Here is a 25,632-nt window from a genome sequence, read left to right on the forward strand (position 1 = left end):
AGGTCAGGGTTAACAAACGGTTGGCCAGCGCCGCGGAAGCCTTAACCGCACACAAAAGAAAATGCCGCCCGGAGGCGGCATTATCGAAGGATTTCAGCGGTCAGGCCTGCTCGAAGGCACCATGGCAGTGCTTGTACTTCTTGCCGGAGCCGCACGGGCAAAGCTCGTTGCGACCGACACGACCCCAGGTCGACGGATCGTCGGGATTGCGATCCTCGGCGGCAACGGCCATGAAGCCCGTCGCCTCGCCGACATTGAATTCGTCCTCGCCGGTCGTGCCGTCGATATGATGGCCTTCCATGGCCGGCGGTGCCGGTACGGGCGCATCGGCAGCCTGACGCACCAGCTCGACGCGCATCAGCTGCGCGGTCACCGTCTGGCGCAGATTGGCCAGGAGCGCCTGGAAGAGTTCGAAAGCCTCGGCCTTGTACTCCTGCAATGGATCGCGCTGGGCATAACCGCGGAAACCGATGACGGAACGCAGGTGGTCCAGGTTGACGATATGCTCGCGCCACAGGTGATCCAGCGTCTGGAGCAGCACCGAGCGCTCGACATAGGTCATGATCTCGGGGCCGAAACGCTCGGCGCGGTCGGCGGCGGCATCGTCGGCAGCCTTGCGCAGGCGCTCGAGAATGTCCTTCTCGTCGATGCCTTCCTCGGCCGCCCAGGCGTCGATGGGAAGGTCGAGATTGAGCTGTTCGAGAACGCCGGCCTTCAGGCCCTCGACATTCCACTGCTCGGCATAGGCGTTTTCCGGAATGTTCAGTTGGACGAGGTTCTCGACCACCTCATGGCGCATGTCGTTCACGATCTCGGACAGGTTTTCGCTGTCCATGAGCTCGATGCGCTGCTCGAAGATCACCTTGCGCTGGTCGTTGAGCACGTCGTCATACTTGAGAAGGTTCTTGCGGACGTCGAAGTTGCGCGCCTCGACCTTCTTCTGCGCACGCTCCAGCGCCTTGTTGATCCAGGGATGGACGATCGCCTCGCCTTCCTTGAGACCCAGCTTCTGCAGCATCGAATCCATGCGGTCGGACCCGAAGATGCGCATCAGGTCGTCCTGCAATGACAGGAAGAATTTCGAACGGCCCGGGTCGCCCTGACGGCCGGAGCGGCCGCGCAGCTGGTTGTCGATACGGCGGCTTTCATGGCGCTCGGTGGCGAGAACGTAGAGGCCGCCGGCGGCCAGCGCTTGCTCCTTGAGCTTCTTCACCTCGGCGATGACGGCACTGCGCTTGGCGTCAAGTTCCGGGCCCGGCTCCATGTCGGCCAGCTCGCGCTCGAGGCGCATTTCCAGGTTGCCGCCGAGCTGAATGTCGGTGCCGCGACCGGCCATGTTCGTGGCGATCGTGACGGCGCCGGGCACGCCGGCCTGCGAAACGATATAGGCTTCCTGCTCGTGATAGCGGGCGTTGAGGACCTGGAAGTCCTTGAAGCCGGACTTTTTCAGGAGCTCGGCCAGAAGCTCGGATTTTTCGATCGAGGTCGTGCCGACGAGGATCGGCTGGCCCTTGGCGCGGGCTGCCTTGATCTCCTCGATGATCGCCTTGTACTTCTCTTCCGCCGTCCGGTAGACCTCGTCGTCCTCGTCGATACGCTGGATCGGCAGGTTCGTCGGGACTTCCACGACCTCGAGGCCGTAGATGTTGCCGAATTCCTCGGCTTCGGTCGACGCCGTACCGGTCATGCCGCCGAGCTTGGAATACATGCGGAAATAGTTCTGGAAGGTGATCGAGGCCAGCGTCTGGTTTTCCGGCTGGATCGTGACCTTTTCCTTGGCCTCCAGCGCCTGGTGCTGGCCTTCCGAATAGCGGCGGCCGGGCATCATGCGGCCGGTGAACTCGTCGATGATGACGATCTCGTCGTTGCGGACGATGTAGTCCTTGTCGCGGGTGAAGAGCTTGTGGGCCTTCAGCGCATTGTTGATGTGGTGGACGATCGCGACATTCTCGACGTCGTAAAGCGATTCGCCCTTGAGGAGACCGGCCTGGCGCAGCAGGTTCTCCAGCTTCTCCGTACCCACTTCCGAGAAGTTGGCGGAGCGTTGCTTCTCGTCGATCTCGTAGTCACCCTCGTCCAGCATCGGAATGAAGGCGTCGATGGTGGTATAGAGGTCCGAGCGGTCGTCGAGCGGACCGGAAATGATCAGCGGCGTGCGCGCCTCGTCGACGAGGATCGAGTCCACTTCGTCGACGATGGCGAAGAAGTGGCCGCGCTGCACCATCTGGCCGCGCTCGTACTTCATGTTGTCGCGCAGATAGTCGAAGCCGAGTTCGTTGTTGGTCGCGTAGGTGATGTCGCAGGCATAGGCCGCACGGCGCTGGTCGTCGTCGATGCCGTGCACGATAACGCCCGTGGTGAGCCCGAGGAAGCCGTAGATCTTGCCCATCTGGGCGCTGTCGCGGGTCGCGAGGTAGTCGTTGACCGTCACGACATGCACGCCCTTGCCGGCCAGCGCATTGAGATAGACGGGAAGCGTCGCGACGAGCGTCTTGCCTTCACCGGTCTTCATTTCGGCGATCGACTTCTCGTGAAGGATCATGCCGCCGATGAGCTGTACGTCGAAGGGACGCAGGCCGAGAACGCGGAACGCCGCTTCCCGGGCAACCGCGAAGGCCGGCACGAGAATGTCGTCCAGCGTCTTGCCTGCGGCGAGCTGTTCGCGGAATTCGACGGTTTTCGCCCTCAGCGCCTCGTCGGAGAGCGCTTTGGTCTCCGCTTCGAGCGCATTGATCGCGTCGACGCGATCTTTATAGGAGCGAACGCGGCGATCGTTCGAGGAACCGAACAACTTGCGGGCTAGGCCGCCAAGGCTGACCATCAGGATGGTCCTTTCTTTATGGGCGCCCCGGCGCGTGACAGGCCGCACGATAATTGCGCGCAAACCCGTGAAACGCCCGGAAACTGTTCTGGACGCGGGATTGCGTGACAGATAAGAGGGGGGTCGAATGATGTCAACGGCTCAGGCGGTTGCACAACTGCCACATTCTGGTGGTGTTGAGCAGTCTGGCACCGGATATCGACCCGATTCCGGCGAGGATGTGAAAGGTCTTTTTTCGTATGTTCAAGTACAGCAAGCTCGCAGCGGTCGCCCTGATCGCGATCGCCGCCGCCGGCACGGGCGCCCGTGCGCAGGATGCCGCCGCCGATCCGGTGGTCGCCAAGGTCGGCGCCGTGGAAATCCATGAATCCGAACTGAAGCTCGCGATGGCCGGCCTCGACCCGCAGCTTGCCAACCTGCCGGAAGAGCAGAAGCGCGTCGCCGCGCTTTCCTCCATCATCGACGTGAAGCTTCTGGCTGCCGATGCCGACAAGGAAGGCCTGCGCGACAGCGACGACTTCAAGCAGCGCCTCGCCTTCCTCACGGACCGCGAACTGCACAACGCCTATTTCAAGAAGCATGTCGTCGATGCCGTCACCCCCGAAGAGGTGAAGGCGCGCTACGACAAGGAAATCGCGGCCATCACGCCGGAAGACGAGATCCATGCCCGTCACATCCTGGTCAAGACCGAGGATGAGGCCAAGGCCATCATCAAGGATCTCGATGCCGGCAAGGACTTCGTCGAAATCGCCAAGGAAAAGTCCACCGACCCGAACAAGTCGGAAGGCGGCGACCTCGGCTATTTCAGCAAGGGCCGCATGGTTCCGGAATTCGAAGAAGCCGCATTCGCCCTCGAAAAGGGCGCCTATTCCAAGGTGCCGGTGAAGACCCAGTTCGGCTACCATGTCATCAAGGTCGAGGATAAGCGCAAGCAGCAGCCTCCGGCACTCGACCAGGTCGAGCCGCAGGTCCGTCAGCTCATCATGCGCGACAAGTACATGGAACTGCTTGAAAAGGCCAAGGCGGAAGCGCCCGTCGATATCCAGGATCCCGCGCTAAAGACCGCCTATGACGCTGTCAACAAGCCGGACGCCGAAGCGGGTGAAGACGCCGCACCGGCCGCCGAAGGCCAGCAGTAAGACCACAATGGCCCGGTGGATCCCGCCGGGCCCCTTCCCCACCGCAGGAAAACACGCATGTCCGGCTCGATCTCTCCGCTTGCCCCGAAAACCTATGCCGAAATGCTGCCGGTGCGCGGCGTGCGCATGGCAACCGCTGCCGCAGGGATCAAGTACAAGAACCGGACGGACGTGCTGATGATGGTCTTCGATCGCCCCGCGGCGGTCGCCGGCGTCTTCACCCGCTCGAAATGCCCTTCGGCGCCCGTCGATTTCTGCCGTGCCAACCTGCCCGGCGGCGTGGCACGCGCGGTCGTCGTCAATTCCGGCAATGCCAATGCCTTCACCGGCCGCAAGGGCCGTGAATCGACGAAGCTCACCGCCGAATCCGCGGCAAAGGCAGTCGGTTGCAAGGAGACCGAAATCTTCCTCGCCTCGACGGGCGTGATCGGCGAGCCTCTCGATGCCACGAAGTTCTCCGGCGTCCTCGATGGCCTTGCCACCGCGGGAACGGACGACTTCTGGCTGGAGGCGGCCAAGGCGATCATGACCACGGACACCTATCCGAAGGTCGCCACCCGCACGGCCGAGCTCGGCGGTGTCACCGTGCGCATCAACGGCATTGCCAAGGGCGCCGGCATGATCGCGCCGGACATGGCGACCATGCTGTCCTTCGTCGTCACCGATGCCGACATTCCGGCCGCCGTCCTGCAATCGCTGCTCTCGGCCGGCGTCGGCACTACGTTCAACGCCATCACCGTGGACAGCGACACGTCGACCTCGGACACGCTTCTGCTGTTTGCGACGGGTGCCGCGGCAGCCGATGGCCAGAAGGCCGTGATGGCGGATGACGCCGGGCTCGACGGCTTCCGTGCCGCCCTCAACGACCTGCTGCGCGATCTCGCCCTCCAGGTCGTGCGGGACGGCGAAGGTGCGCGCAAGATGGTGGAGATCACCGTGGAAGGCGCGGAAAGCGACGATGCCGCCAAGCGGATCGCGCTTTCGATCGCCAATTCGCCGCTGGTCAAGACGGCCGTCGCCGGCGAAGACGCCAACTGGGGCCGCATCGTCATGGCCGTCGGCAAATCCGGCGAAATGGCCGATCGCGATCGCCTCGCCATCTGGTTCGGCGACGTTCGCGTTGCCGTCGACGGCGAGCGCGACCCTGACTATTCCGAGGAAGCGACGACCGCGATCATGCAGCGCCAGGATATCCCCGTTCGCGTCGAGATCGGCCTCGGCAACGGCCGGGCGACGGTGTGGACCTGCGACCTCACCAAGGAATATGTCGAGATCAACGGCGACTATCGCAGCTGAGCCATTTTGAAAAAGATATGCAGCCGCACCATGCGTGTGGGGTTGCCCAGACCAGAGGCCCGGACAGCGTGACCCTTTCGGGACAGAAGACCACGATGATTGATCTTGCAAAAGTCAGGCGGCTGGAAGCCGTCGGCTTCCGTGCCTGGCCCGCCGCCACCGTGCTGTATGATGGAAGCTGGCTGTGCCGGCTGACCGCCGGTCACCCCTCGCGGCGGCTGAACTCGGTCAACCCGCTCGATCCGTCCGATTATCGCGATATCCCCATCCGGCTGGAAAAGGCGGCGAAGCGCTTTGCCGATTACGGCCGCCCGCTGCTCGTGCGCCAGACCCCGCTCACGCCGCCACAGTTGATCGCCTTCATGGACGATGCCGGCTGGAAGGACATGGGCCGCACCATCGTCATGATGGCGGATCTCGCGACCCTGCCGCGCGATGAAGGCCTCGATCACCTGCCGAGCCGCGATGTCGGCCGCTTCGTGGATGCGCGGCTGAGCGTTTCGGGCGACGACCCGGCCCTGAAGCCCGGCCTCACCGAAATCATCAACGCCATCAAGCCTGAAGCCGGCCTGTTCATCTTCGAGGAACCGGGCTTTGGCCCCACCGCCGTCACCATCGCGGTGCAGGACAACGACCTCGTCGGCATCCTGCAACTCGGCGTTGCCGAAGAACGGCGCGGCCAGGGCCTTGGCACGGCGATCCTCCATGCGAGCCTGCGCTGGGCGAAGCTCAAGGGTGCGCGCCATGCCTGGGTGCAGGTGGAGGCCGACAATGCCGCGGCGCTCGCGCTCTATCGCCGCGCCGGCTTCCAGGACGTCTACCAATACAGCTATCGGGAACCGCCGACCGCATGACCGAAACGATCGCACAGCCCCGCCGCATCCTGCTCGTTGCCGCCTGCGCGCTCGTCGACGCGGACGGGCGCGTGCTTCTGGCCCAGCGCCCCGAGGGCAAGTCGCTGGCCGGCCTGTGGGAGTTCCCCGGCGGCAAGGTCGAACCGGGCGAAACGCCCGAGGAGACGCTGATCCGCGAGCTCGACGAGGAACTCGGCATCCGCACGAAGGTCGCCTGCCTCGCGCCGCTCACCTTCGCCAGCCACACCTATGACGATTTTCATCTCCTGATGCCGCTCTACATCTGCCGTCGCTTCGAAGGCACGGCGCATGGACGCGAGGGGCAGGCCATCAAGTGGGTGCGCCCGAAAGCACTGCGCGATTATCCCATGCCACCCGCCGACGAGCCCCTCATTCCCTTCCTCATGGACCTGCTTTGAGCCGGTTCACTAGAATTTAAGTGCGAATTTTCAGTCTCCGTTAAGCAATCGTTTAGCAGCCTCGTTCAAATAATGCCGTGAACGTTGCAATGCCTGCGAGATCCTGTGATGCGTGACGAAGACTTCTGGAAAACCGTTCAGGAGAAAGATTTCACGCCGGCCGGCGATACCCGGACTGGCGCGTTGAATCTTGCTCTGCTTTTCGGGACAGCCGTGATAGCGCTGGCGCTCGTCCTCACACCCGTGCTGTCCGCAAAGTCGGACAAGCGCATGATGGCGAACGTCCCCGATGAATTCGATATGATTTCGACCGGCTCCGTCCCGACCGACGGAACCAAGCGCTATACGGTGCGCCGCAGCGTGCTTCAGGAAATGCCCGGCGCCGTCTGCATCGTCAATGGCGCAGGTGCCGGCAGCGGCTGCTGACGGGTAAGGTCATGCGCAAGGGGCGCGGGGGATGGGAATGATGACGAGACTGCTGAAATCGTTCCTCTCCGCCGAGCATGGCGCAACCGCCGTGGAATACGGCCTGCTTGCCGCCCTCATCTCCGTCGGCATGCTCGCCGGCCTGGGCGCCTTCTCCGACACGCTCAACAACACCTTCATGCTGCTCAGCGAGAAGATCGACCCCAAGTGAGGGACAGATTAGGGGTCAGCGACCCCCGCCCTGCTTGAGCGCATCCGCAAGCCGCATCGTCGCCGAACCCGGCTTCAGCGGCTTCTGCTGGCTTTCATGCGGCGCCCAGCCCGAGACATAGATGATCGAAAAGGTCGCCCTGATCCGGCCGTCGGGGTCCGAGAAGCGTTCGGCATAGAGTTCGGCCGCGCGCAGCAGGACGCCGCGCGCCAACGGCCGACGGCTGCGGCCGGAAAGCGGGTTCGCCATGCCCATGGCACGCAGATCCTTCATCAGCGGAAAGATCGAATCGTAGCGCACCGTATAGGTCTCCTTGTCCGTCACCGGCAGCGCAAAGCCGCCGCGCTGGAGCAGGGCGCCGACATCCCGCACATCCGGAAACGGAATGACGCGCGGGCTCGCCCCCCCGGAAATCTCGCTTTCGGCCGCAAGCAGCACCTCTCGCAGTTCCTGCAACGTGCCGCTGCCGGGAATGGCCGCAAGGAAAAGTCCGTCCGGCTTCAGCGCCCGCCGGATCTGCACGAAAACGCCTGGCGTGTCGTTGGTGAGATGCAGCGCAAGCGGCGAGACGATGAGATTGACCGACTGCGGCTCAAGCGGCACCGTTTCCAGCGCTGCCAGCGTAACCGGCTCTCCCGCCGAGAAACGCCGGTCGCTCTCCACGCGTTCGATGGCATCGACCTTGCCGGTGCCGGCGATCGCCCGCGCCACGGCCCCAGTATGGCCATGCAGCTCCACCGCCTTTTCGAACCGGCGGTCTATCACGCTCAACCGCTCGGCAAGCTCCTCCGCGACGATGTCGAGCAGGAAGTCCGCCGGGCCGCTGCGAAGCGCGCGCAACCGGTTGGTATCGATGAGGGCATGGTCGAAGAGCGTTTCCATTGCGGCAATCCTGTTCGGAATTCCTTCGCTTTGGCCGGCAAGTGCGACTATTGTCAACCGCATGGGCGAAATAGAGGCCGAGGCATTGCCGGCAATCCCGCTCCGGCAGGCCCTCGCCCGCCGGATGAAGGCCTTTGCGGGTGCGGCCCTCGATATCGTCTACCCGCCCGCCTGCGCCGGATGCGGCCTGCTGCTGGGCACCGGTGCGGGGCTTTGCGCGCATTGCTGGTCGCGGCTTGCGCTGATCGAGCGCCCCTATTGCGAAGTGCTCGGCACGCCCTTCTCGCACGATCTCGGCCCCGGCATCCTCAGCGCCGACGCCATCGCCCATCCCCCGCCGTTCGACCGGCTGCGGTCCGTCGCCCTCTATGACGACCTCGCCCGCGTTCTCGTGCATTCGCTGAAATATCGCGACCGCACGGACCTCGCGCCCATGATGGCGCAATGGATGCTGCGCGCCGGCGATGGCACGATCGAGGCGGCCGATGTGATCGTGCCGGTGCCGCTGCACCGCTTGCGGCTGGTCTGGCGCAAGTTCAACCAGGCGGCCGAACTCGCCCGCGCCCTCGGCGCGCTCGCCGGCAGGCCGGTTCTCATCGATGCCGTGCGCCGCATCAAACGCACCCGCCGCCAGATCGGTCTCAACCCGCGCGCCCGCGAGGAGAACGTGCGCGGCGCCTTCGCGATCACTGCCGCAGGCCGCGAGGCCCTGTTCGGCAAACGCGTCGTCCTGATCGACGATGTCTATACGACAGGCGCCACCATCGCCGCCGTCGCGCGCACCCTCAAGCGCGCGGGTGTTGCCGACATCACGGTTTTGACCTTTGCAAGGGCGCTTCCGGGACCTATATAAAGCAAGGTTTTTCCAAGTGTTGGAGCAGAAAGCATGGCCCCGGTCGTCATCTACACGCGTCAGTTCTGCGGCTATTGCAGCGCCGCGAAGAAACTTCTCGATACGAAGGGCGTGGCCTACGAGGAGCATGACGCGACCTATGCGCCGGATGTGCGCCAGGAGATGATCAAGCGCTCGAACGGCCGCAACACCTTCCCGCAGATCTTCATCGGCGAGCGCCATGTCGGCGGCTGCGACGATCTGCATGCCCTTGAGCGCGCCGGCGAACTCGACGCGCTTCTCGCCGCCTGAACCGGCACAGGAGCCCGCCATGACCGCGACGATCGCCGCCATCCAGATGTGCTCGGGCACCGACCCGGTCCGCAATGTGGAGACGATGCAGCGCCTCGTGCGCGAGGCCGCCGCGAAGGGCGCCGTCTACGTCCAGACGCCGGAAATGACCGGCGCCATCCAGAAGGACCGCCAGGGCCTGCGCGCTATCCTGCGCCCGGAAGCCGATGACCTCGTGGTCGCGGCCGCCGCCGACCTTGCCCGCGACCTCGGCATCCACGTCCATGTCGGCTCCACGGCCATCGCGCTGGCCGACGGCAAGGTCGCCAATCGCGGTTTCCTGTTTGGCCCGGATGGTGCGCGCATCTGCAGCTATGACAAGATCCACATGTTCGATGTCGATCTCGACAATGGCGAGAGCTGGCGCGAGAGCGCGGTCTACACGCCGGGCAGCATCGCCCGCATGGCGGATCTGCCCTTCGCAAGGCTCGGTTTCGCCATCTGCTACGACGTACGCTTTCCCGAACTCTTCAAGGCCCAGGCCCAGGCCGGCGCCGAGATCATCTCCGTGCCCGCCGCTTTCACGCGGCAGACGGGCGAGGCGCATTGGGAAACGCTGCTGCGCGCACGCGCCATTGAGAACGGCGTCTACATCATCGCTGCCGCGCAGGCCGGCGTCCACGAGGACGGCCGTGAGACCTTCGGCCATTCCATGATCATCGATCCCTGGGGCCGCGTGCTCGCCGAAGCCGGCGGCACCGGCGAGGCCATCGTGCTTGCCGATATCGACACCGGCGCCGTGAAGGCCGCCCATGACCGCATTCCCAACCTGCGCAACGGACGGACCTTCATGCTCGAAACGACCTCCGCCGCCTCGAAGGGAGGCGTCGCCGCGTGATCCGCTACGATCTCTCCTGCGACAACGGCCATCCCTTCGAGGGCTGGTTCGGCTCGGCGGACGACTTCGACCGCCAGCAGAAGATGGCGCTGGTCTCCTGCCCCGTGTGTAACTCCACCCATGTCGCCAAGCGCCTCATGGCCCCTTCCGTGTCGACCGCCCGCAAGAAGGAGCGTCGCCAGGAAATGGTGATGCAGGCCGGCCAGAAGGAAATGATTGCCAAGCTGCGGGAGATCGTTTCGACGATCCGCGCCAATTCCGAGGATGTCGGGGAGCGTTTTCCCGAGGAAGCCCGCAAGATCCATTACGGCGAGGCGGAACAGCGGGGCCTCATCGGCCAGGCGACGCTGGACGAGGTCCGCGACCTCCTGGAAGAGGGCGTCGAGATCGCGCCGCTCCCCGTGCTGCCCGACGACACGAACTGATGCGCGGCCACCATCTCGCCGTCTACAACTTCGGCATTCATGTCGATGAATACGAAAGCGACCGCGTCGCGGGCTTTCGCCTGCGCGAGCCCTTCAATTTCAAGGCGGCGAGCCGGGCGGAAGGCTATATCGGCCGTTCGGGCTATGACGAGGTGCCGGGGCCTGAAAGCTGGGGCGAGAAGGTCTATCCCCGCTTCCTCGCCGGCAGCGGGTTCGAAGACGCGCCGTCATCGCTGTCCCTCTGGTCCAGCCTCGAAAGCCTTATGGCCTTCACCTATGACGGCGTGCATGCCGATGCGCTCAAGCACGCCCGCAACTGGAACCAGAGGCAGGCCTGGCCGGCTCTGGTGCTCTGGTGGGTGAAGGAAGGCGCACGGCCGGTTTGGGCGGATGGGGCGGAACGTCTGGAACATCTCGCGGATCATGGCCCGACACCCCGCGCCTTCACCTTCAAGAAACCGTTCTGTCCCGATGGCGAGCCCGTCGTGATCGATAGGGATCGGGTGAAGGCCATCGGTGCGCGCAATGCCGTGGGGCAGCGGGACCTGCTCGCCGCCATGCGGCTGCTGGAGCCCTGATCAGGCCGGCCGGCGCGCCACCAGCATGTAGTTGACGTCCATGTCCTTGGACAGGTTCCACTGGTTCAGCAGCGGGTTGAAGAAAACGCCCGTTCGGTCGGTCACGGTGAGGCCCGACGCCGTCAGCGGTTTTTCGATCTCCTCCGGGCGCACCAGCTTTTCATATTGATGCGTACCGCGTGGCAGCCAGCGCAGCACGTTCTCCGCCGCGAAGATCGCCAGCGCCGCGGCCTTCAGCGTCCGGTTGATCGTCGCAACGAAGGTCATGCCGCCCGGCCGCACCATGGAGGCGCAGGTCGTGAGGAAGAAATCGACATCGGAAACGTGCTCGACCACCTCCATGTTCAGCACGACATCGAAGGTCTCGCCGGCCTCTGCCAGCGCCTCGGCTGTCACCGCGCGATAGTCGACCGTAACGCCGCTTCCGGCCGCATGGGCCTTCGCGATGCCGATGTTCTTTTCCGAGGCATCCGCGCCCAGCACCTCCGCGCCCATGCGCGCCATCGGCTCGGAAAGCAGGCCGCCGCCGCAGCCGATATCGAGGATGCGCAGGCCCTCCAGCGGGCGATGGGCCTGCGGGTCGCGGCCGAACTGCGCCGAGACGAGATCGCGGATATAGGCGAGCCGCACCGGGTTGAACTTGTGCAGCGGACGGAACTTGCCGGTGGGGTCCCACCACTCCGCCGCCATCGCGGAAAAGCGGTCGACTTCCGCCTGGTCGATCGTCGTGCGGGCTGCCTCGCTCATGGCCGTCTCCTTCGCGTGGATCTGTACCCGTGAAGTCGTCCTCCCGGCCCAAGATGTCAAGAGGACGATATGAAGCGGCCTTGCGGGGCCACGGCGTCAGCCGCGGCCGAACTCGTCCTCGATGCGGATGATATCGTCCTCGCCGAGATAGGACCCCGTCTGCACCTCGATCAGTTCCAGGAGGATCTTGCCGGGATTGGCGAGCCGGTGCAGCTCACCCTGCGGAATATAGACCGACTCGTTTTCCCTGAGCGCGATGGTCTTGTCGCCGATCGTCACCTCGGCGGTACCGCGCACCACGATCCAGTGCTCGGAGCGGTGATGGTGCTTTTGCAGCGAGAGCCGCTTGCCCGGCGTGACGAACAGGCGCTTCACCTGGAAACGCTCGCCGTTCAGCACCGACGTATAACCGCCCCACGGCCGGTAGGCTGTCGGGTGGGTCTCCGTCAGCTTCTGCGTCTTGGGCAGGCTGGCAAGCTGCTTGACGAGCTTGCCGACATTCTGGCTGTCCTCCAGCCGGCCGACATAGACCGCATCCTCACTGGCCACGACGGCGATGTCGTCCAGTCCCTGTACCGCCACGTGTATGTCACGCGAGATGATCAGCGAATTGCGCGTGTCGAGCACCGTCGTGCTGCCGTCGGCAACGTTGCCGGCCTCGTCCCGCTGCCCGATCTTCCACACGGAATCCCAGCTGCCGAGATCCGACCAGGAAATCGGCGAGGGAACGACGGCCGCGATGGGCGTCTTCTCGAAGATCGCATAATCGATGGAGATATCCGGCGCACGCGTGAAGGCCGCCTCATCGAGCCGTTCGAAATCGAGATCGTGCTGCGCCTTGTCCACGGCCTCCTGCGCGGCCACAAGCAATTCGGGTGCGTATTGCTGAAGTTCGCGCAGGAAAAGCCCGACGGGCAGCATGAACATGCCGGAGTTCCAGAGATAGCCGCCCGCCGAAAGCATTTCGACGGCCCTTTCACGATCCGGCTTTTCGACGAAACGGCGCACGGCGTTCGCGCCATTGCCGAGGTCTTCTCCGATCTCAATGTAGCCGTAGCCGGTCGCGGGCTCGTTCGGCGTAATGCCGAATGTCACCAGTCGTCCCGCTCTGGCGGCGAGGGCTGCCTTGTCGATACAGCCGAAATAGGTGGAATCGGCGTCGATCTCGTGGTCGGAGGCGAGCACCTGCATGAGCGCCTCCTCGCCGTACTTGCGCAGGACCACTGTCGCGGCTGCGGCGAGCGCCGGCGCCGTGTTTCGCGCCACCGGCTCCAGCAGGATGGATGCGAGCGAAACGCCCGCCGTGCGCGCCTGTTCGGCCACGAGGAAGCGGAAATCGCTGTTCGTGATCACGACGGCCGGCTCATAGCGCGTCGTGTCCGAGACCCGGGCCAGCGTCCGCTGGAAGAGCGTCGTCTCACCGAGGAATTCAAGGAACTGCTTGGGAGCCGATGCGCGCGACAGCGGCCACAGGCGGGTGCCCTTGCCGCCGGCCATGATTACGGGCACGATTTTGCTGCTCATTGTTCCTCACCATGAAGCCATGGCCCCCAACCCCGGCGGGCCGTCCTGCGGGATATCTTTCTTAATGGTCGTCGGCGCAAACAGCAAATGCCACAACCGCAACGCCAGATGACCGCAACAAAAAACCCGCCGGAGGCGGGTTCGATGTGCAGCGATAAACGCGGGCGTCAGGCGGGAACGACAATGCCGCGCAGCGTGGTGAGCTCCGCGAGGTAGCTCTCGATGCCGAACTTGTGTTCGTCCGTCGTTGCCTGCGCCAGCTCGGCACGGGCCGCCTCGACGCGCCGCGTGATCTGCTCGACGTTGAAGTCGTCGACATGAACGGCGGATTCGGCGAGCAGCGTGCAGCCGGTCGGGATGATATCCGCGAAACCACCGAAGACCACAAAGCGGTCCTTCCTGCCGTCCGCGAACTTCACGGTGACGACACCCGGCTTGATCGTCGTCATGGTCGGCGCGTGGTTGGCCATGACGGTCATCTCGCCCTCGGTCGCCGGGATGACGACTTCGCTGACGCTGCCGGAAACCAGCAGACGCTCGGGAGAAACGAGTTCAAAGTTGAATTCTGTAGCCATGACCCTTTTAGCGAATAGGAAATAGCGAATAGCGAATAGAATTCGTATTCGGTGTCCGCATTTTCCCTATTCGCTACTCCCTATTCCCTATTCGCTGTTAAGCCGCTTCCGCAGCCAGCTTCTTGGCCTTCTCGACGGCTTCTTCCATGGAGCCGACCATGTAGAAGGCGGCTTCCGGCAGGTGGTCGTACTCGCCGTTGACGAGACCCTTGAAGCCCTTGATCGTGTCTTCGAGAGCAACCAGCTTGCCCGGCGAACCGGTGAAGACTTCAGCCACGAAGAACGGCTGCGACAGGAAGCGCTCGATCTTGCGGGCGCGGGCAACGGCCAGCTTGTCGTCTTCCGACAGTTCGTCCATGCCCAGGATGGCGATGATGTCCTGCAGGGCCTTGTAGCGCTGCAGCGTCGTCTGGACCTTACGGGCGACTTCGTAGTGCTCTTCGCCGACAATCATCGGGTCAAGCATGCGCGAGGTCGAGTCGAGCGGGTCAACGGCCGGGTAGATGCCCTTTTCAGCAATCGAACGCGACAGAACGGTCGTGGCATCCAGGTGGGCGAACGATGTGGCCGGCGCCGGGTCGGTCAAGTCGTCGGCGGGAACGTAGATGGCCTGAACCGAAGTGATCGAGCCCTTGGTCGTGGTCGTGATGCGTTCCTGCATCTGGCCCATGTCCGTGGCGAGCGTCGGCTGGTAGCCCACGGCCGACGGGATACGGCCGAGCAGAGCCGACACTTCCGAACCGGCCTGCGTGAAGCGGAAGATGTTGTCGACGAAGAACAGAACGTCCTGGCCCTTGTCGCGGAAGTCTTCAGCAATGGTCAGGCCGGTCAGGGCGACGCGTGCACGGGCACCCGGCGGTTCGTTCATCTGGCCGTAAACGAGGGCAGCCTTGGAGCCTTCGCCGCCGCCATGCTTGTTCACGCCCGATTCGATCATTTCGTGGTAGAGGTCGTTGCCTTCGCGGGTACGTTCACCCACGCCTGCGAACACCGAGTAACCACCATGCGCCTTGGCGACGTTGTTGATCAGTTCCATGATGAGAACCGTCTTGCCGACGCCGGCGCCGCCGAACAGGCCGATCTTTCCGCCCTTTGCGTAGGGAGCAAGAAGGTCCACGACCTTGATGCCGGTGACGAGGATCTGCGCTTCCGTGGACTGCTCGACGTAGGACGGTGCTTCCTGGTGGATCGCACGCTTGCCGGAGGTGACCAGCGGGCCGGCTTCATCGACGGGCTCGCCGATGACGTTCATGATGCGGCCAAGCGTTTCAGGGCCGACCGGAACGGTGATCGGAGCGCCCGTGTCGGCAACGGCCTGGCCGCGAACGAGACCTTCGGTCGAATCCATGGCGATCGTGCGGACGGTGTTTTCGCCGAGGTGCTGGGCGACTTCGAGAACGAGGCGATTGCCGTTGTTGTCGGTTTCCAGTGCGTTCAGGATCTGCGGAAGCTCACCGTCGAACGAAACGTCGACGACAGCGCCGATGACCTGCGTCACGCGACCGGTTGCAGCAAAAGCAGCCGGAGCCACAGCCTTCGTGGAGGCCTTGGCGGCAGCGGTCTTCGCAGCCGGTGCCTTTGCGGCCGGAGCCTTGGTTGCTGCGGCTGCGGCCGGAGCCGCCGCTGCTGCGGCCGTCTTGGTCGCAGCCGGCTTCTTTGCCGCTGCGGTGTCCTTCGGGGTAGCTGCCTTAGCCATGTCTCTTACCCTCTTTGTCCTGGTCCTTAGAGCGCTTCAGCGCCCGAGATGATTTCGATGAGTTCCTTGGTGATCTGAGCCTGGCGCTGACGGTTGTAGTTGAGCGTCAGCTTGTTGATCATTTCACCAGCATTGCGGGTCGCGTTGTCCATGGCGCTCATCTTGGCGCCCATTTCGCCGGCGACGTTCTCGAGCAGGGCCCGGAAGATCTGGACGGAAATGTTGCGCGGAATGAGATCACCGAGGATCGCGGCGGCATCCGGCTCGTAGTCGTAGATCGCGGTCGCACCGGTCGTCTCCGCCACGGCCGCCGGAGCGGAGGCCGGGATGAGCTGGAGCGCGGTCGGGATCTGCGAGATGACCGACTTGAACTCAGAATAGAACAGCGTGCAGACGTCGAACTCGCCCTTCTCGAACAGACCGATGACCTTGCGGCCGACCTGGTCAGCGTTCTCGAAGCCGATGCGCTTGACTTCGCGCAGATCGACGCGGTCGATGATCAGCGAGGCGTATTCGCGCCGCAGGATATCGAAGCCCTTCTTGCCCACGCAGATGATCTTGACCGTCTTGCCGCTCGCCAGAAGCTTGCGGGTGTGGTCGCGCGCCAGACGGGCGATCTGCGAGTTGAAACCGCCGCACAGGCCGCGTTCGGCCGTGCAGACGACGAGCAGATGAACCTGGTCCTTGCCCGTACCGGTCATCAGACGCGGTGCGCTATCGTCCTGGCCGACGGCCTGGGCGATGTTGGCGAGAACCGCGCTCATGCGCTGCGAATAGGGCCGGGCAGCCTCGGCCGCTTCCTGGGCACGCCGAAGCTTCGCCGCAGCGACCATCTTCATCGCCTTGGTGATCTTCTGCGTCGCCTTGACGGAGGCGATCCGGTTTTTCAGATCCTTAAGTGAAGGCATCCGTTTTCCGTCCTGTAGCACGACCTCCCGGACAGATGTCGGGGACGGTCATGCGTCAAATCCAAAAGCTCGGAGCACCTGCGCGCCTCGGGCGCGCAGGGCTGGAACCGTCAGCCTCAGCCGAAGGTCTTGGCGAAGGTGTCGAGAGCAGCCTTGAGCTTGCCCTTCGTGTCGTCGCTGATCGCCTTGTCGGTGCGGATGGTGTCGAGGATCGCCTTGCCTTCCGAACGGAAGTAGGCGAGCAGACCCTGCTCGAACTTGCCGACGTCGGAGACGGCGATCTTGTCGAGGTAGCCGTTCACGCCGGCGAAGATCACAACGACCTGCTCTTCCGTCTTCAGCGGCGAGAACTGCGGCTGCTTCAGGAGTTCGGTCAGGCGGGCACCGCGGTTCAGCAGGCGCTGCGTTGCGGCGTCGAGGTCCGAGCCGAACTGGGCGAAGGCTGCCATTTCGCGATACTGGGCAAGTTCGCCCTTGATCGAGCCGGCGACCTGCTTCATCGCCTTGATCTGCGCGGACGAGCCGACGCGGGAAACCGACAGACCGACGTTAACGGCCGGGCGTATACCCTGGTAGAACAGGTCCGTTTCAAGGAAGATCTGGCCGTCGGTGATCGAGATCACGTTGGTCGGGATGAACGCCGAAACGTCGTTGCCCTGGGTTTCGATGACCGGCAGAGCCGTCAGCGAGCCGGCGCCCATCTCGTCGTTGAGCTTTGCAGCGCGCTCGAGGAGACGCGAATGCAGGTAGAAAACGTCGCCCGGATAGGCTTCGCGACCCGGCGGGCGGCGCAGCAGCAGCGACATCTGGCGGTAGGAAACGGCCTGCTTGGAAAGGTCGTCGTAGCCGATCAGGGCGTGCTGGCCGTTGTCACGGAAGTATTCGCCCATCGCGCAACCGGCGAACGGTGCGAGATACTGCATCGGCGCCGGGTCGGACGCCGTTGCGGCAACGATGATCGAGTACTGGAGAGCGCCGCGCTCTTCGAGAACCTTCACGAACTGGGCAACGGTCGAACGCTTCTGGCCGATAGCGACGTAGACGCAGTACAGCTTGTCGCCGTCCGGACCGTTGTCGTGGATGGCCTTCTGGTTCAGGATCGTGTCCAGAATGATGGCGGTCTTGCCGGTCTGGCGGTCGCCGATGACGAGCTCGCGCTGGCCGCGGCCGACCGGGATGAGGGCGTCGATGGCCTTGAGGCCGGTCGACATCGGCTCATGAACCGACTTGCGCGGAATGATGCCGGGAGCCTTGACGTCAACGCGGGCGCGCTTGGCGGCGTTGATCGGGCCCTTGCCGTCGATCGGGTTGCCGAGCGCGTCGACGACGCGGCCGAGCAGTTCCGGACCGACCGGAACGTCAACGATGGCGCCGGTCCGCTTGACGGTGTCGCCTTCCTTAATGTCACGGTCCGAACCGAAGATAACGACACCGACGTTGTCGCTTTCCAGGTTCAGCGCCATCCCGCGGATACCGCCGGGGAATTCGACCATTTCACCAGCCTGGACGTTGTCGAGGCCGTAAACGCGGGCGATACCGTCACCGACGGAGAGCACCTGGCCGACTTCAGAGACTTCCGCCTCTTTGCCGAAATTTTTGATCTGATCTTTGAGAATTGCGGAAATTTCCGCGGCGCGGATATCCATCAGCCGACCTCTTTCAGTGCAAGCTTAAGAGTAGAGAGTTTGGTGCGAAGGGACGTGTCGATCTGGCGCGATCCCACCTTGACGATCAGACCACCGAGAATGGACGGGTCGACGGTGACGGCGATCGCCACGTCTTTGCCGGTGACGCCTTTCAGCGCCGCCTTCAATTCAGTTTCCTGCGCTGCGGTGAGCGCATGGGCCGAGGTTACATCGGCCGTGATTTCTCCGCGGGCGCGGGCCGCGATGGCGCGGTAGGCCTTGATCATGCCGGGAACGGCGAAGAGGCGGCGATTTGACGCAACCACCTTGAGGAAGTTTGCCACGAGGCCCGTGATGCCGGCCTTGGCGGCAACGGCGGAAATGGCCTTGGTCTGATCTTCGGCGGAGAAGACGGGGCTGACGATCAGCCGCTTCAGGTCATCGCTCTCATCGATCAGGGCCTGGAAACGGTCGAGATCGGCGCCGACAGCGGCAGCGGAGCCAGCTTCCTGCGCAAGGTCGAAAAGCGAAGACGCGTATCTTTCTGCAACACCGGAAACGAGCTGGGATGTGTCTGCCACGGGCACAAGCTTCTCTTCTTTTCATCCAGAGCGCTGGTCAGTAGCGGAGCTACGGCCCTAACACCCTGAAATCGTTGCTGTAATCTTCAGCTCCCACAGGCTTTGACGCCCGCTTTTTCTGAATTTCGCGGTTCGTCTAGCATAGGAAACCCGGACTCGCAACACGCCGGACGCAGGAATGCGCCATAAGTCGGCCATAGTCGGGGCGAAACTTCACGGCGTGAGGTGTGTTCGTCTGTCCGGGGATATAAAACACCGCTTTTGGCTCAAATGAAGCCGAATGCGTATCCGAGCGGAAGCACCGCCAGCACCGCTTGGACCGCAAGCACGAGAAGGTTCTTCAACGTGAAGGAACCATCCGACAGAAGCGAGAGAACGCGGCCGAAGGCGGCCAGTGCGAAACCTCCGCCAATCGCCATGTAGATCCAGCTTTGCGCCATCATCAGCGCGACGATGGCAAGCCCGGCATGGAAGCCGCCGGCCGAGCGCACGAAGGCCAGCCCTTCCCGGCTCGCCTCCTGAACCTGCAGGCCCGCAAGCCGGAGCACCGTGCCCGGCGCAAACAGGGCGAACAATCCGATAAGCCCCGTCACCACGGCCGCACAGAAGGCCAGGAACTCGCCGGTTTCGGTGGGTATGTAGAATTCCATCATGGCGGCCTCCGTCGCTTCGCGCGCATCCTCTATCGCATGGCGCGCCACGCCGCAGAAGCGGGGCAGGCGCCTGCGCACAATTCTTTGTTAACCATGCGCCTCAGAGGAAGCTCTGCGGATCGATGTCGAGCTGGACCTGGATCGACGCGCGCTCCTTCGGCCCATTGGCGAGCATCGCGCGCAGGAAGGCCTGCATCTCGCTTCCGCGCCGGCCGTGCACCAGAAGGCGGAAGCGATGACGGCCGCGCACCAGCGCGAGCGGCGCCTCCGCCGGCCCGAGGATCGAGATGCCGTCCGCATGGGGGGCCGCCTGGCGCAGCCCGCGCGCATGCGCTTCGGCCTCGTTGCGGCTGTCGGCCGAGACGATGACGGAGGCGAGCCGGCCGAAGGGTGGCAGGAGCGCCTTTTCCCGCTCGCCGATCTCGCGGTCGTAGAAGGCCTGCGCGTCGCCGGAGACGATGGCTTGCATGACCGGATGTGTCGGCTGATAGGTCTGGATGAGGCCGTGGCTCTTGAGGCCGGAGCGACCCGCGCGGCCCGTCACCTGCGACAGCAGCTGGAACGTGCGCTCGGCCGCCCGCGGATCGCCGTTCGACAGGCCGAGATCCGCGTCCACCACGCCGACCAGCGACATCAGCGGGAAATTGTGCCCCTTGGCCACGAGCTGCGTGCCGATGACGATATCCGCCTCGCCGCGCGCGATCGCTTCCAGCTCCAGCCTGAGCCGCTTCACGCCCATCAGATCGGAGGAAAGCACGATGGTCCGCGCCTCCGGGAAATGCCGCTCCACCTCCTCCGCGATGCGCTCGACGCCTGGCCCGCAGGCCGCAAGATGGTCGAACGTGCCGCATTCCGGGCAGGCTTCGGGCGTGCGCTCGGCATAGCCGCAATGGTGGCACTGGATCTGCCCGCGGAAGCGATGCTCCACCAGCCAGCTGGAGCACTGCGGGCACTGGAAGCGATGGCCGCAAACCCGGCAAAGCGTCAGCGGGGCGTAGCCGCGCCGGTTGAGGAAGAGCAGCGCCTGCTGTTCCTTCTCGATGGTGCGTGCAATGCCGCGCAGCATGATAGGCGAGAGAAAGCCGCCCCGCGCCGGCGGATGGCGGCGCATGTCGATGAGATGCAGATCCGGCAGCGCCGCATCGCCATAGCGCGTCGGCAGATGCAGTTTCCGGTACCGCCCGACATCGCTGTTGACGCGGCTTTCCACCGATGGTGTCGCCGAGACGAGCACGGCCGGAAAATCGCCGATGCGCGCCCTGACCACCGCCATGTCGCGCGCATTATAGAAGACGCGGTCTTCCTGCTTGTAAGCGGGGTCGTGCTCCTCGTCGACGATGACGAGGCCGAGATTCTCGAAGGGCAGGAAGAGTGCGGAGCGCGCGCCGGCGACCACCCGGACATCCCCCGTCGTGACCTGCCGCCAGACCTTTTCGCGGGTGCGCGGCGCAAGATCCGAATGCCACTCGGCGGGCTTGGCGCCGAAGCGATCCTGGAAGCGTTCGAGGAAGCTCGCCGTCAGCGCGATTTCCGGCAGCAGGATCAGCACCTGCCGGCCCTTCCGCAACGTCTCGGCAATCGCCTCGAAATACACCTCCGTCTTGCCCGAGCCGGTGATGCCGTCGATCAGGGACACCGAGAATTCACCCTTGCGCACGCTCTCGATGAGTTCGGCCGCACTTTCCGTCTGCGGCCCCTCCAGCCGCGGCGCGACATAATCGGGGTCGGGCGGCGCAACGACGGGCGGCGGCGGCAGGAAGACCGTTTCGAACGTGCCCTGTTTGACCAGTCCGTCGACGACACTCGTCGAGGTGCCCGAGGCGTGGGCCAGCCCCGAACGCGTCCAGGGAAGGCCATCCTCGACCAGTTCCAGCACGCGCTCGCGTGCACTGGTCAGGCGCTCCGGCCGTTGGCCGGTGAAGCGCAGCCCCTCGATCATCGGCTCGGGATCGAAGGCGGTCGGCGCGCGCAGCGCCATGCGCGTCACCAAACCGGGCGGCGTGACGGTATAGGCGGAAACCCAGTCGAGGAAATCGCGCATTTCCTTCGACAGCGGCGGGCAATCGAAGACCTTCTCGATGGGCCTGAGCTTCTTCGGATCGACCTTGCCGTCATCGCCGCCGTCCCACACGACGCCGGGCACCAGCCGTGGCCCGAGCGGCACCTGCACGATCGAGCCCGGCTGAACCGCCATGCCGTCGGGCACCGTATAGGAATAGGGCACCGGCGTCGGCACCGGCACCATGACGGGCACCGTGCGCGGAAAGAGTTTGTCTCCGAAAAGGTCGGTCGAATCGCTGCTCATTTCCCGCGACCATGCCCCCATGGCCGCGGGAAGAAAACCGCAAAGATGAAGCCGGTCTCATTCGTCATCGTCGGCCATAACACCCGTCAGACGCATGCCGTCGATCCACGTCGCGCCGTCATTGCGCACGACCCGTTTCGCGCGCACGCCGCAACGCGCCTCCACCTCGGCGGCCAGCCGCTCGGAATGGGTGACGACCCACAGCTGGCTCGTCTGCGCCGCCTGCGCGATCATTTCGGCGAGCGGCGAGAGCATGTCCGGGTGAAGGCTCGCCTCCGGTTCGTTGAGCGCGATCAGCGGCGGCGTGCGATAGGACAACAGCGCGGCGGCGAGCGCCAGAAAGCGGATCTGCCCGTCGGACAATTCGCGTGGCTGAAAGACGCGCTGCGGAAACTGCGGGAAGATCAACCCGTAGGAGGCGAACTCCTCCGGTTCCGGCACCGAAAGCTGAGCCCCGCCGAACGCATCCGCCACCGCCCGGTCGAGATCGACCGTGTCCTGCCGCGTCCATCGCAGGGTCGCAAACACCGCCGCCATATTGGCACCGTCCTGGTCGAGCAGCGGGGCGGTAACGGCAAGGCACGGCTGGCGCAGCGCCGAATCCCGGTCGGAGCGGAAGCCATGGAAGAACCGCCATTGCGAAACCGCCCGGCGAAAGGTGCCGATTTCAGGGTAGTGCCCGGCATCGCCGAGCAGCGCGACCGCCGTTTCCGATGTCAACGCCTGCTCGGGATATTCGACCATGCGGCCGTTCTCGTCGCGCACCATGATGCCCGGCCCGGCACGCTTCATGATGGTGACGGGGCGCCGCCCGGTCTCGATCGACAGCTCCTCCGCCTTGACCTGCGGCTCGAAGGTAAAGCCGGCGGCGTCTATCGGTGGCCGCAGTCCCGCCTCGACACGGTAGCGGAAGGTGATCGCACGCTCCTCGTCGAGAAGTTCCGTTTCCAGCCGGATGCGCACCGGCTCGTTGGCGCGCCGCTTGCCCGTCCAAAGCGCCGAGGCCATGCCGCCTTCCGCGGCGATCTCATGCGCAAAATTCCCGCGCACGGCCGCCTGCACCAATTGCAGCGAACGGTAGAGGTTGGACTTTCCCGCCCCGTTTTCCCCGACGAACAGGTTCACGCGCCCGAGATCCATGCGGATCGCGCGCAGCGAGCGGTAGTTTTCGGCAGACATGGAACGCAGCAGCATGGACCTATCCGGTTTGTCGAGGCACGTTTTAGGAACGGCTTCGTGTCTACAGGAAGGCAGGCCACTTTGGCGAGCGCTGTGCGGAACGTTAGCAGATCCCTAACGCAAATCGCCGATCCTGCGACGGACACTCCGGGGGCAATCGCCAAAGGCAGGACATGACGGACCTTCTCATCATCGCCGATCCCACGCTCATGAACGAGCGACAGGCATGGCTCGCAGCGCTTGCCGGCGAGCGTCGCCTTTCGGCCAACACGCTGGACGCCTACGAGCGCGACACCCGCCAGTTCCTCGCCTTCCTGACCGGGCACCTCGCCGCACCGGCCAGCCTGAAGGACATCGGCAACCTGCGGCCGGCGGACCTGCGTGGCTTCCTTGCCGCCCGCCGGCGCGACGGCGCGGGCGCGCGAACGCTCGGCCGCGGCCTTGCCGGCCTGCGCTCCTTCCTGCGCCATCTCGAGCGCAAGGGCCTCGCCAATTCCGCCGGCGCGACCGCGGTCCGCTCACCGAAACAGCCGAAATCGCTGCCGAAGCCACTCTCCGACCGGCAGGCCATCGCCGTCGTCGATGCGTACGAGCAGCTGGCCGATGAACCGTGGATCCGCGCCCGCAACGCCGCCGTGCTCGCCCTGCTCTACGGCTGCGGCCTGCGCATTTCGGAGGCGCTGGCGCTGACGAAAGCCGATTTCGCGGGAAGCCCGACATCGCTGCGCATCACCGGCAAGGGCGGCAAGACGCGCATCGTGCCGCTCATTGCGCCCGCCCGCGCGGGCGTGGAGGATTACGTCACACTCTGCCCCTTCCCGCTCGGCGAGGACGGGCCGCTGTTTCGCGGCGCGCGGGGCGGTGCCTTGCAGCCGGCCATCATACAACGGGAAATGCAGAAGATGCGCGGCGCGCTCGGCCTGCCGGACAGCGCCACGCCGCATGCGCTGCGCCATTCCTTCGCCACCCATCTTCTGGCCGGCGGCGGCGACCTGCGCACCATCCAGGAGCTGCTCGGCCATGCCAGCCTTTCCACCACGCAGGTCTATACCGGTGTCGATTCCGCGCGGCTGCTCGAAATCTACGACCGCGCCCATCCGCGCGCCTGAACCGTTAAGAGATTCGTGAGAACCCCGGGACTAGGGTCGCCGCAAATTGCAGGGAGTTCGACCATGACAGTCCTTCTTCACAAAAGCCGCACGACGCTTGCCGACCGGGCGGCGGATGCCGGCCTGTGGCTGCTCGCCGCCGTCAACGTGCTCATCGCGCTCGCATTCCTAGTCGTGCTCGCATCCCTGTCGCCGGCGAACGCCCAGGACCTTCCGGCCTGCGGCGGCAACAACCTGCTCACCCAGGTCGAAAAGAACGATCCTGCCGCCTTCGCCAAACTGCGCGCGGAGGCCGATGCCGCGCCGAACGGCAAGGCCATCTTCTGGAAGATCGAGAAGGACGGCAGGCCGGCCTCCTGGCTGCTCGGCACCATGCATGTGACCGATCCGCGCGTCGTCGCCATGCCGGACGGCGCACGCAAGGCCTTCGACGAGGCTGCGACGGTCGTCGTCGAATCCGACGAGATCGCCGACGAGAAGAAGGCAGGCGTCACCATTCTGGCGCGGCCGGACCTGACCATGTTCACCGACGGCAAGTCGATCACCGACTTCCTCGACAAGGACGATGCCGAGACGCTGGCCGAGGGGCTGAAAGGCCGCGGCCTGTCGCTGGCCGCCGTCGCGCGCATGAAGCCGTGGATGATCGCAAGCTTCGTCGCGCTGCCCGCCTGCGAGATCGCCCGAAAGACGGCCGGCGCCGCCTTCCTGGACCAGAAGCTCGCCACGGATGCGCTGGCCGAAGGCAAGACCCTCAAGGGCCTCGAAACCCTGATCGAACAGATTTCCGCCCTCGATTCGCTGCCCATCGAACCGCAGATCCAGGGCCTCGTGCAGACCATCGCGCTCGGCGACACGCTGCAGGACGTGATCGAGACGATGAGCCAGCTCTATCTGGCCGGCGATGTCGGCATGATCATGCCGATGATGCGCGCCGCCGCCCCCCTGGAAGAGGGCGAGGTCGACAGCTATGCCGATTTCGAGCAGCGCATCATCATCGACCGCAACCACACCATGGCGACCCGCGCCGCGCCGATCCTGGCGGACGGCAACGTCTTCATGGCCGTGGGCGCGCTGCATCTTCCCGGCGCGGAAGGCGTCGTGGAACTGCTGCGCAAGGAAGGCTTTACGGTTACGGCCGTGAACTGACCACGCGCGCGCCGATCCCTGACAGCATGGTGCGGACGATCAGCTTGTGGAACGGCAGGACGGCGGCAAGGTAGAGCCGCCCGAGCAGGTTGTTGCGATGGACGAGGGTCATGATGGAGAGCGTCTGGCCGCAGGGCCGGTCGGACCGCACGTCGATGACGATGCGAAAATCCAGGTGCCGGTCGTCGAAGCCCAGCACCACCCGGTCGTCGGTGACGCTCACCACGGGAAAGCCGCCGATCTCCGTGTCCGATGTCCGCAACTCCCCGGCCGCGCCTTTCAGCCCGAACGGCGCGACCAGCGCGTTGCGCAGCACCATCAGCCTGCGAACCCAGCGCGGCGGATGCTCCAGCGCCAGCCGCGCGGCCTCGCGCGCCGTGAGATGATCGACAGGCAGGCCGAGCGTGAACCGGTCCGCCCAGTCGGCGGCGGGAAGAACGGGATGGGGGAGCGAGACGGGTCTCGACACGGGCGACATGGCAGTCTCCTTCAAGACCGCCATGCTGCGCTTT

26 protein-coding genes are annotated in these 25,632 nt (G+C 64.7%); 13 read left to right on the plus strand and 13 right to left on the minus strand.

The features are described 5' to 3' along the window. Nucleotides 1-100: 100 nt before the first annotated feature. Nucleotides 101-2,821: a preprotein translocase subunit SecA gene (gene secA / locus K6301_RS13480; protein ID WP_247217627.1), complete on the minus strand. Its 2,721-nt coding sequence runs from the start codon at nucleotides 2,819-2,821 to the stop codon at nucleotides 101-103. 239 nt (nucleotides 2,822-3,060) lie between these two features. Between secA and K6301_RS13485 the strand changes: the two genes are divergently transcribed. The 6 genes from K6301_RS13485 to K6301_RS13510 all read left to right on the plus strand — a co-directional run bounded on the left by K6301_RS13485 (nucleotide 3,061) and on the right by K6301_RS13510 (nucleotide 7,166). Further along, nucleotides 3,061-3,960, plus strand: coding sequence for a peptidylprolyl isomerase (locus K6301_RS13485; protein WP_247217629.1), 900 nt, complete (start codon nucleotides 3,061-3,063; stop codon nucleotides 3,958-3,960). Between the two features lie 57 nt (nucleotides 3,961-4,017). Next, complete coding sequence (gene argJ, locus K6301_RS13490) at nucleotides 4,018-5,256, plus strand: bifunctional glutamate N-acetyltransferase/amino-acid acetyltransferase ArgJ (protein ID WP_247217631.1); 1,239 nt, start codon at nucleotides 4,018-4,020, stop codon at nucleotides 5,254-5,256. A gap of 95 nt (nucleotides 5,257-5,351) precedes the next feature. After that, on the plus strand, nucleotides 5,352-6,110 hold the full coding sequence (locus K6301_RS13495) for a GNAT family N-acetyltransferase (protein ID WP_247217633.1): 759 nt from the start codon (nucleotides 5,352-5,354) through the stop codon (nucleotides 6,108-6,110). Continuing rightward, a complete protein-coding gene (gene mutT / locus K6301_RS13500) occupies nucleotides 6,107-6,529 on the plus strand; it encodes an 8-oxo-dGTP diphosphatase MutT (protein WP_134649356.1) in 423 nt (140 codons plus the stop codon). The genes K6301_RS13495 and mutT overlap by 4 nt, the downstream gene beginning before the upstream one ends. Before the next feature lie 108 nt (nucleotides 6,530-6,637). Further along, nucleotides 6,638-6,955 carry a hypothetical protein gene (locus tag K6301_RS13505; RefSeq protein WP_134649355.1) on the plus strand — a complete coding sequence of 106 codons (318 nt, stop codon included), beginning with the start codon at nucleotides 6,638-6,640 and terminating at the stop codon, nucleotides 6,953-6,955. A gap of 37 nt (nucleotides 6,956-6,992) precedes the next feature. Then, on the plus strand, nucleotides 6,993-7,166 hold the full coding sequence (locus tag K6301_RS13510) for a Flp family type IVb pilin (protein WP_329959099.1): 174 nt from the start codon (nucleotides 6,993-6,995) through the stop codon (nucleotides 7,164-7,166). Between the two features lie 15 nt (nucleotides 7,167-7,181). On the opposite strand, the gene K6301_RS13515 is transcribed toward K6301_RS13510, so the two are convergent. Continuing rightward, complete coding sequence (locus K6301_RS13515) at nucleotides 7,182-8,048, minus strand: methyltransferase domain-containing protein (protein ID WP_134649354.1); 867 nt, start codon at nucleotides 8,046-8,048, stop codon at nucleotides 7,182-7,184. A 61-nt stretch (nucleotides 8,049-8,109) separates the two neighbouring features. On the opposite strand from K6301_RS13515, the gene K6301_RS13520 reads away from it, so the two are divergent. Genes K6301_RS13520 through K6301_RS13540 form a run of 5 tightly spaced genes read left to right on the plus strand, consistent with a single transcriptional unit; the run spans nucleotide 8,110 to nucleotide 11,072 of the window. Continuing rightward, on the plus strand, nucleotides 8,110-8,901 hold the full coding sequence (locus K6301_RS13520; protein ID WP_247217635.1) for a ComFC family protein: 792 nt from the start codon (nucleotides 8,110-8,112) through the stop codon (nucleotides 8,899-8,901). Between the two features lie 33 nt (nucleotides 8,902-8,934). Continuing rightward, entirely contained in the window at nucleotides 8,935-9,192 is a 258-nt protein-coding gene (grxC, locus tag K6301_RS13525) for a glutaredoxin 3 (RefSeq protein WP_247217637.1), read from the plus strand. Nucleotides 9,193-9,211: 19 nt separating this feature from the next. Beyond that, nucleotides 9,212-10,069, plus strand: a complete 858-nt coding sequence (locus tag K6301_RS13530) for a carbon-nitrogen hydrolase family protein (RefSeq protein WP_247217639.1) — start codon at nucleotides 9,212-9,214, stop codon at nucleotides 10,067-10,069. Then, on the plus strand, nucleotides 10,066-10,494 hold the full coding sequence (locus K6301_RS13535; protein ID WP_134649350.1) for a DUF1178 family protein: 429 nt from the start codon (nucleotides 10,066-10,068) through the stop codon (nucleotides 10,492-10,494). Before K6301_RS13530 ends, K6301_RS13535 begins: the two co-directional genes overlap by 4 nt. Further along, nucleotides 10,494-11,072, plus strand: coding sequence for a DUF3291 domain-containing protein (locus tag K6301_RS13540; protein ID WP_247217641.1), 579 nt, complete (start codon nucleotides 10,494-10,496; stop codon nucleotides 11,070-11,072). The genes K6301_RS13535 and K6301_RS13540 overlap by 1 nt, the downstream gene beginning before the upstream one ends. On the opposite strand, the gene ubiG is transcribed toward K6301_RS13540, so the two are convergent. The 10 genes from ubiG to K6301_RS13590 all read right to left on the minus strand — a co-directional run bounded on the left by ubiG (nucleotide 11,073) and on the right by K6301_RS13590 (nucleotide 22,880). After that, nucleotides 11,073-11,819, minus strand: a complete 747-nt coding sequence (gene ubiG, locus K6301_RS13545; RefSeq protein ID WP_160872058.1) for a bifunctional 2-polyprenyl-6-hydroxyphenol methylase/3-demethylubiquinol 3-O-methyltransferase UbiG — start codon at nucleotides 11,817-11,819, stop codon at nucleotides 11,073-11,075. A gap of 96 nt (nucleotides 11,820-11,915) precedes the next feature. After that, on the minus strand, nucleotides 11,916-13,343 hold the full coding sequence (locus K6301_RS13550) for a mannose-1-phosphate guanylyltransferase/mannose-6-phosphate isomerase (protein WP_247217643.1): 1,428 nt from the start codon (nucleotides 13,341-13,343) through the stop codon (nucleotides 11,916-11,918). 167 nt (nucleotides 13,344-13,510) lie between these two features. Then, nucleotides 13,511-13,918, minus strand: a complete 408-nt coding sequence (locus K6301_RS13555) for a F0F1 ATP synthase subunit epsilon (RefSeq protein ID WP_247217646.1) — start codon at nucleotides 13,916-13,918, stop codon at nucleotides 13,511-13,513. Nucleotides 13,919-14,015: 97 nt separating this feature from the next. Then, nucleotides 14,016-15,614 carry a F0F1 ATP synthase subunit beta gene (gene atpD / locus K6301_RS13560; protein ID WP_247217648.1) on the minus strand — a complete coding sequence of 533 codons (1,599 nt, stop codon included), beginning with the start codon at nucleotides 15,612-15,614 and terminating at the stop codon, nucleotides 14,016-14,018. 26 nt (nucleotides 15,615-15,640) lie between these two features. Continuing rightward, complete coding sequence (locus K6301_RS13565) at nucleotides 15,641-16,522, minus strand: F0F1 ATP synthase subunit gamma (RefSeq protein WP_134649344.1); 882 nt, start codon at nucleotides 16,520-16,522, stop codon at nucleotides 15,641-15,643. A 116-nt stretch (nucleotides 16,523-16,638) separates the two neighbouring features. Next, nucleotides 16,639-18,168, minus strand: coding sequence for a F0F1 ATP synthase subunit alpha (atpA, locus tag K6301_RS13570; RefSeq protein ID WP_247217650.1), 1,530 nt, complete (start codon nucleotides 18,166-18,168; stop codon nucleotides 16,639-16,641). Then, a complete protein-coding gene (locus K6301_RS13575) occupies nucleotides 18,168-18,734 on the minus strand; it encodes a F0F1 ATP synthase subunit delta (RefSeq protein WP_134649342.1) in 567 nt (188 codons plus the stop codon). The genes atpA and K6301_RS13575 overlap by 1 nt, the downstream gene beginning before the upstream one ends. A gap of 260 nt (nucleotides 18,735-18,994) precedes the next feature. Then, entirely contained in the window at nucleotides 18,995-19,381 is a 387-nt protein-coding gene (locus tag K6301_RS13580) for an AGROH133_08824 family phage infection protein (RefSeq protein WP_425475345.1), read from the minus strand. 100 nt (nucleotides 19,382-19,481) lie between these two features. Continuing rightward, nucleotides 19,482-21,686 carry a primosomal protein N' gene (locus K6301_RS13585; RefSeq protein WP_247217652.1) on the minus strand — a complete coding sequence of 735 codons (2,205 nt, stop codon included), beginning with the start codon at nucleotides 21,684-21,686 and terminating at the stop codon, nucleotides 19,482-19,484. Nucleotides 21,687-21,743: 57 nt separating this feature from the next. Next, the gene (locus K6301_RS13590) at nucleotides 21,744-22,880 is read right to left on the minus strand and encodes an AAA family ATPase (RefSeq protein ID WP_247217654.1); all 1,137 of its coding nucleotides are present in this window, start codon (nucleotides 22,878-22,880) and stop codon (nucleotides 21,744-21,746) included. Nucleotides 22,881-23,038: 158 nt separating this feature from the next. Here K6301_RS13590 and K6301_RS13595 point away from each other — a divergent pair, with 158 nt between their 5' ends. Together K6301_RS13595 and K6301_RS13600 are read left to right on the plus strand one after the other, a co-directional pair. Beyond that, the gene (locus K6301_RS13595; protein ID WP_247217657.1) at nucleotides 23,039-23,974 is read left to right on the plus strand and encodes a tyrosine recombinase XerC; all 936 of its coding nucleotides are present in this window, start codon (nucleotides 23,039-23,041) and stop codon (nucleotides 23,972-23,974) included. A gap of 63 nt (nucleotides 23,975-24,037) precedes the next feature. Continuing rightward, nucleotides 24,038-25,120 carry a TraB/GumN family protein gene (locus K6301_RS13600; protein ID WP_247217659.1) on the plus strand — a complete coding sequence of 361 codons (1,083 nt, stop codon included), beginning with the start codon at nucleotides 24,038-24,040 and terminating at the stop codon, nucleotides 25,118-25,120. Here K6301_RS13600 and K6301_RS13605 read toward each other — a convergent pair. Continuing rightward, complete coding sequence (locus K6301_RS13605) at nucleotides 25,104-25,598, minus strand: DUF2867 domain-containing protein (RefSeq protein ID WP_247217661.1); 495 nt, start codon at nucleotides 25,596-25,598, stop codon at nucleotides 25,104-25,106. The genes K6301_RS13600 and K6301_RS13605 overlap by 17 nt on opposite strands. Nucleotides 25,599-25,632: the final 34 nt, after the last annotated feature.

Origin of the sequence: Shinella oryzae, assembly GCF_023038235.1 — a bacterium.
Classification (GTDB): Bacteria; Pseudomonadota; Alphaproteobacteria; order Rhizobiales; family Rhizobiaceae; genus Shinella; species Shinella sumterensis.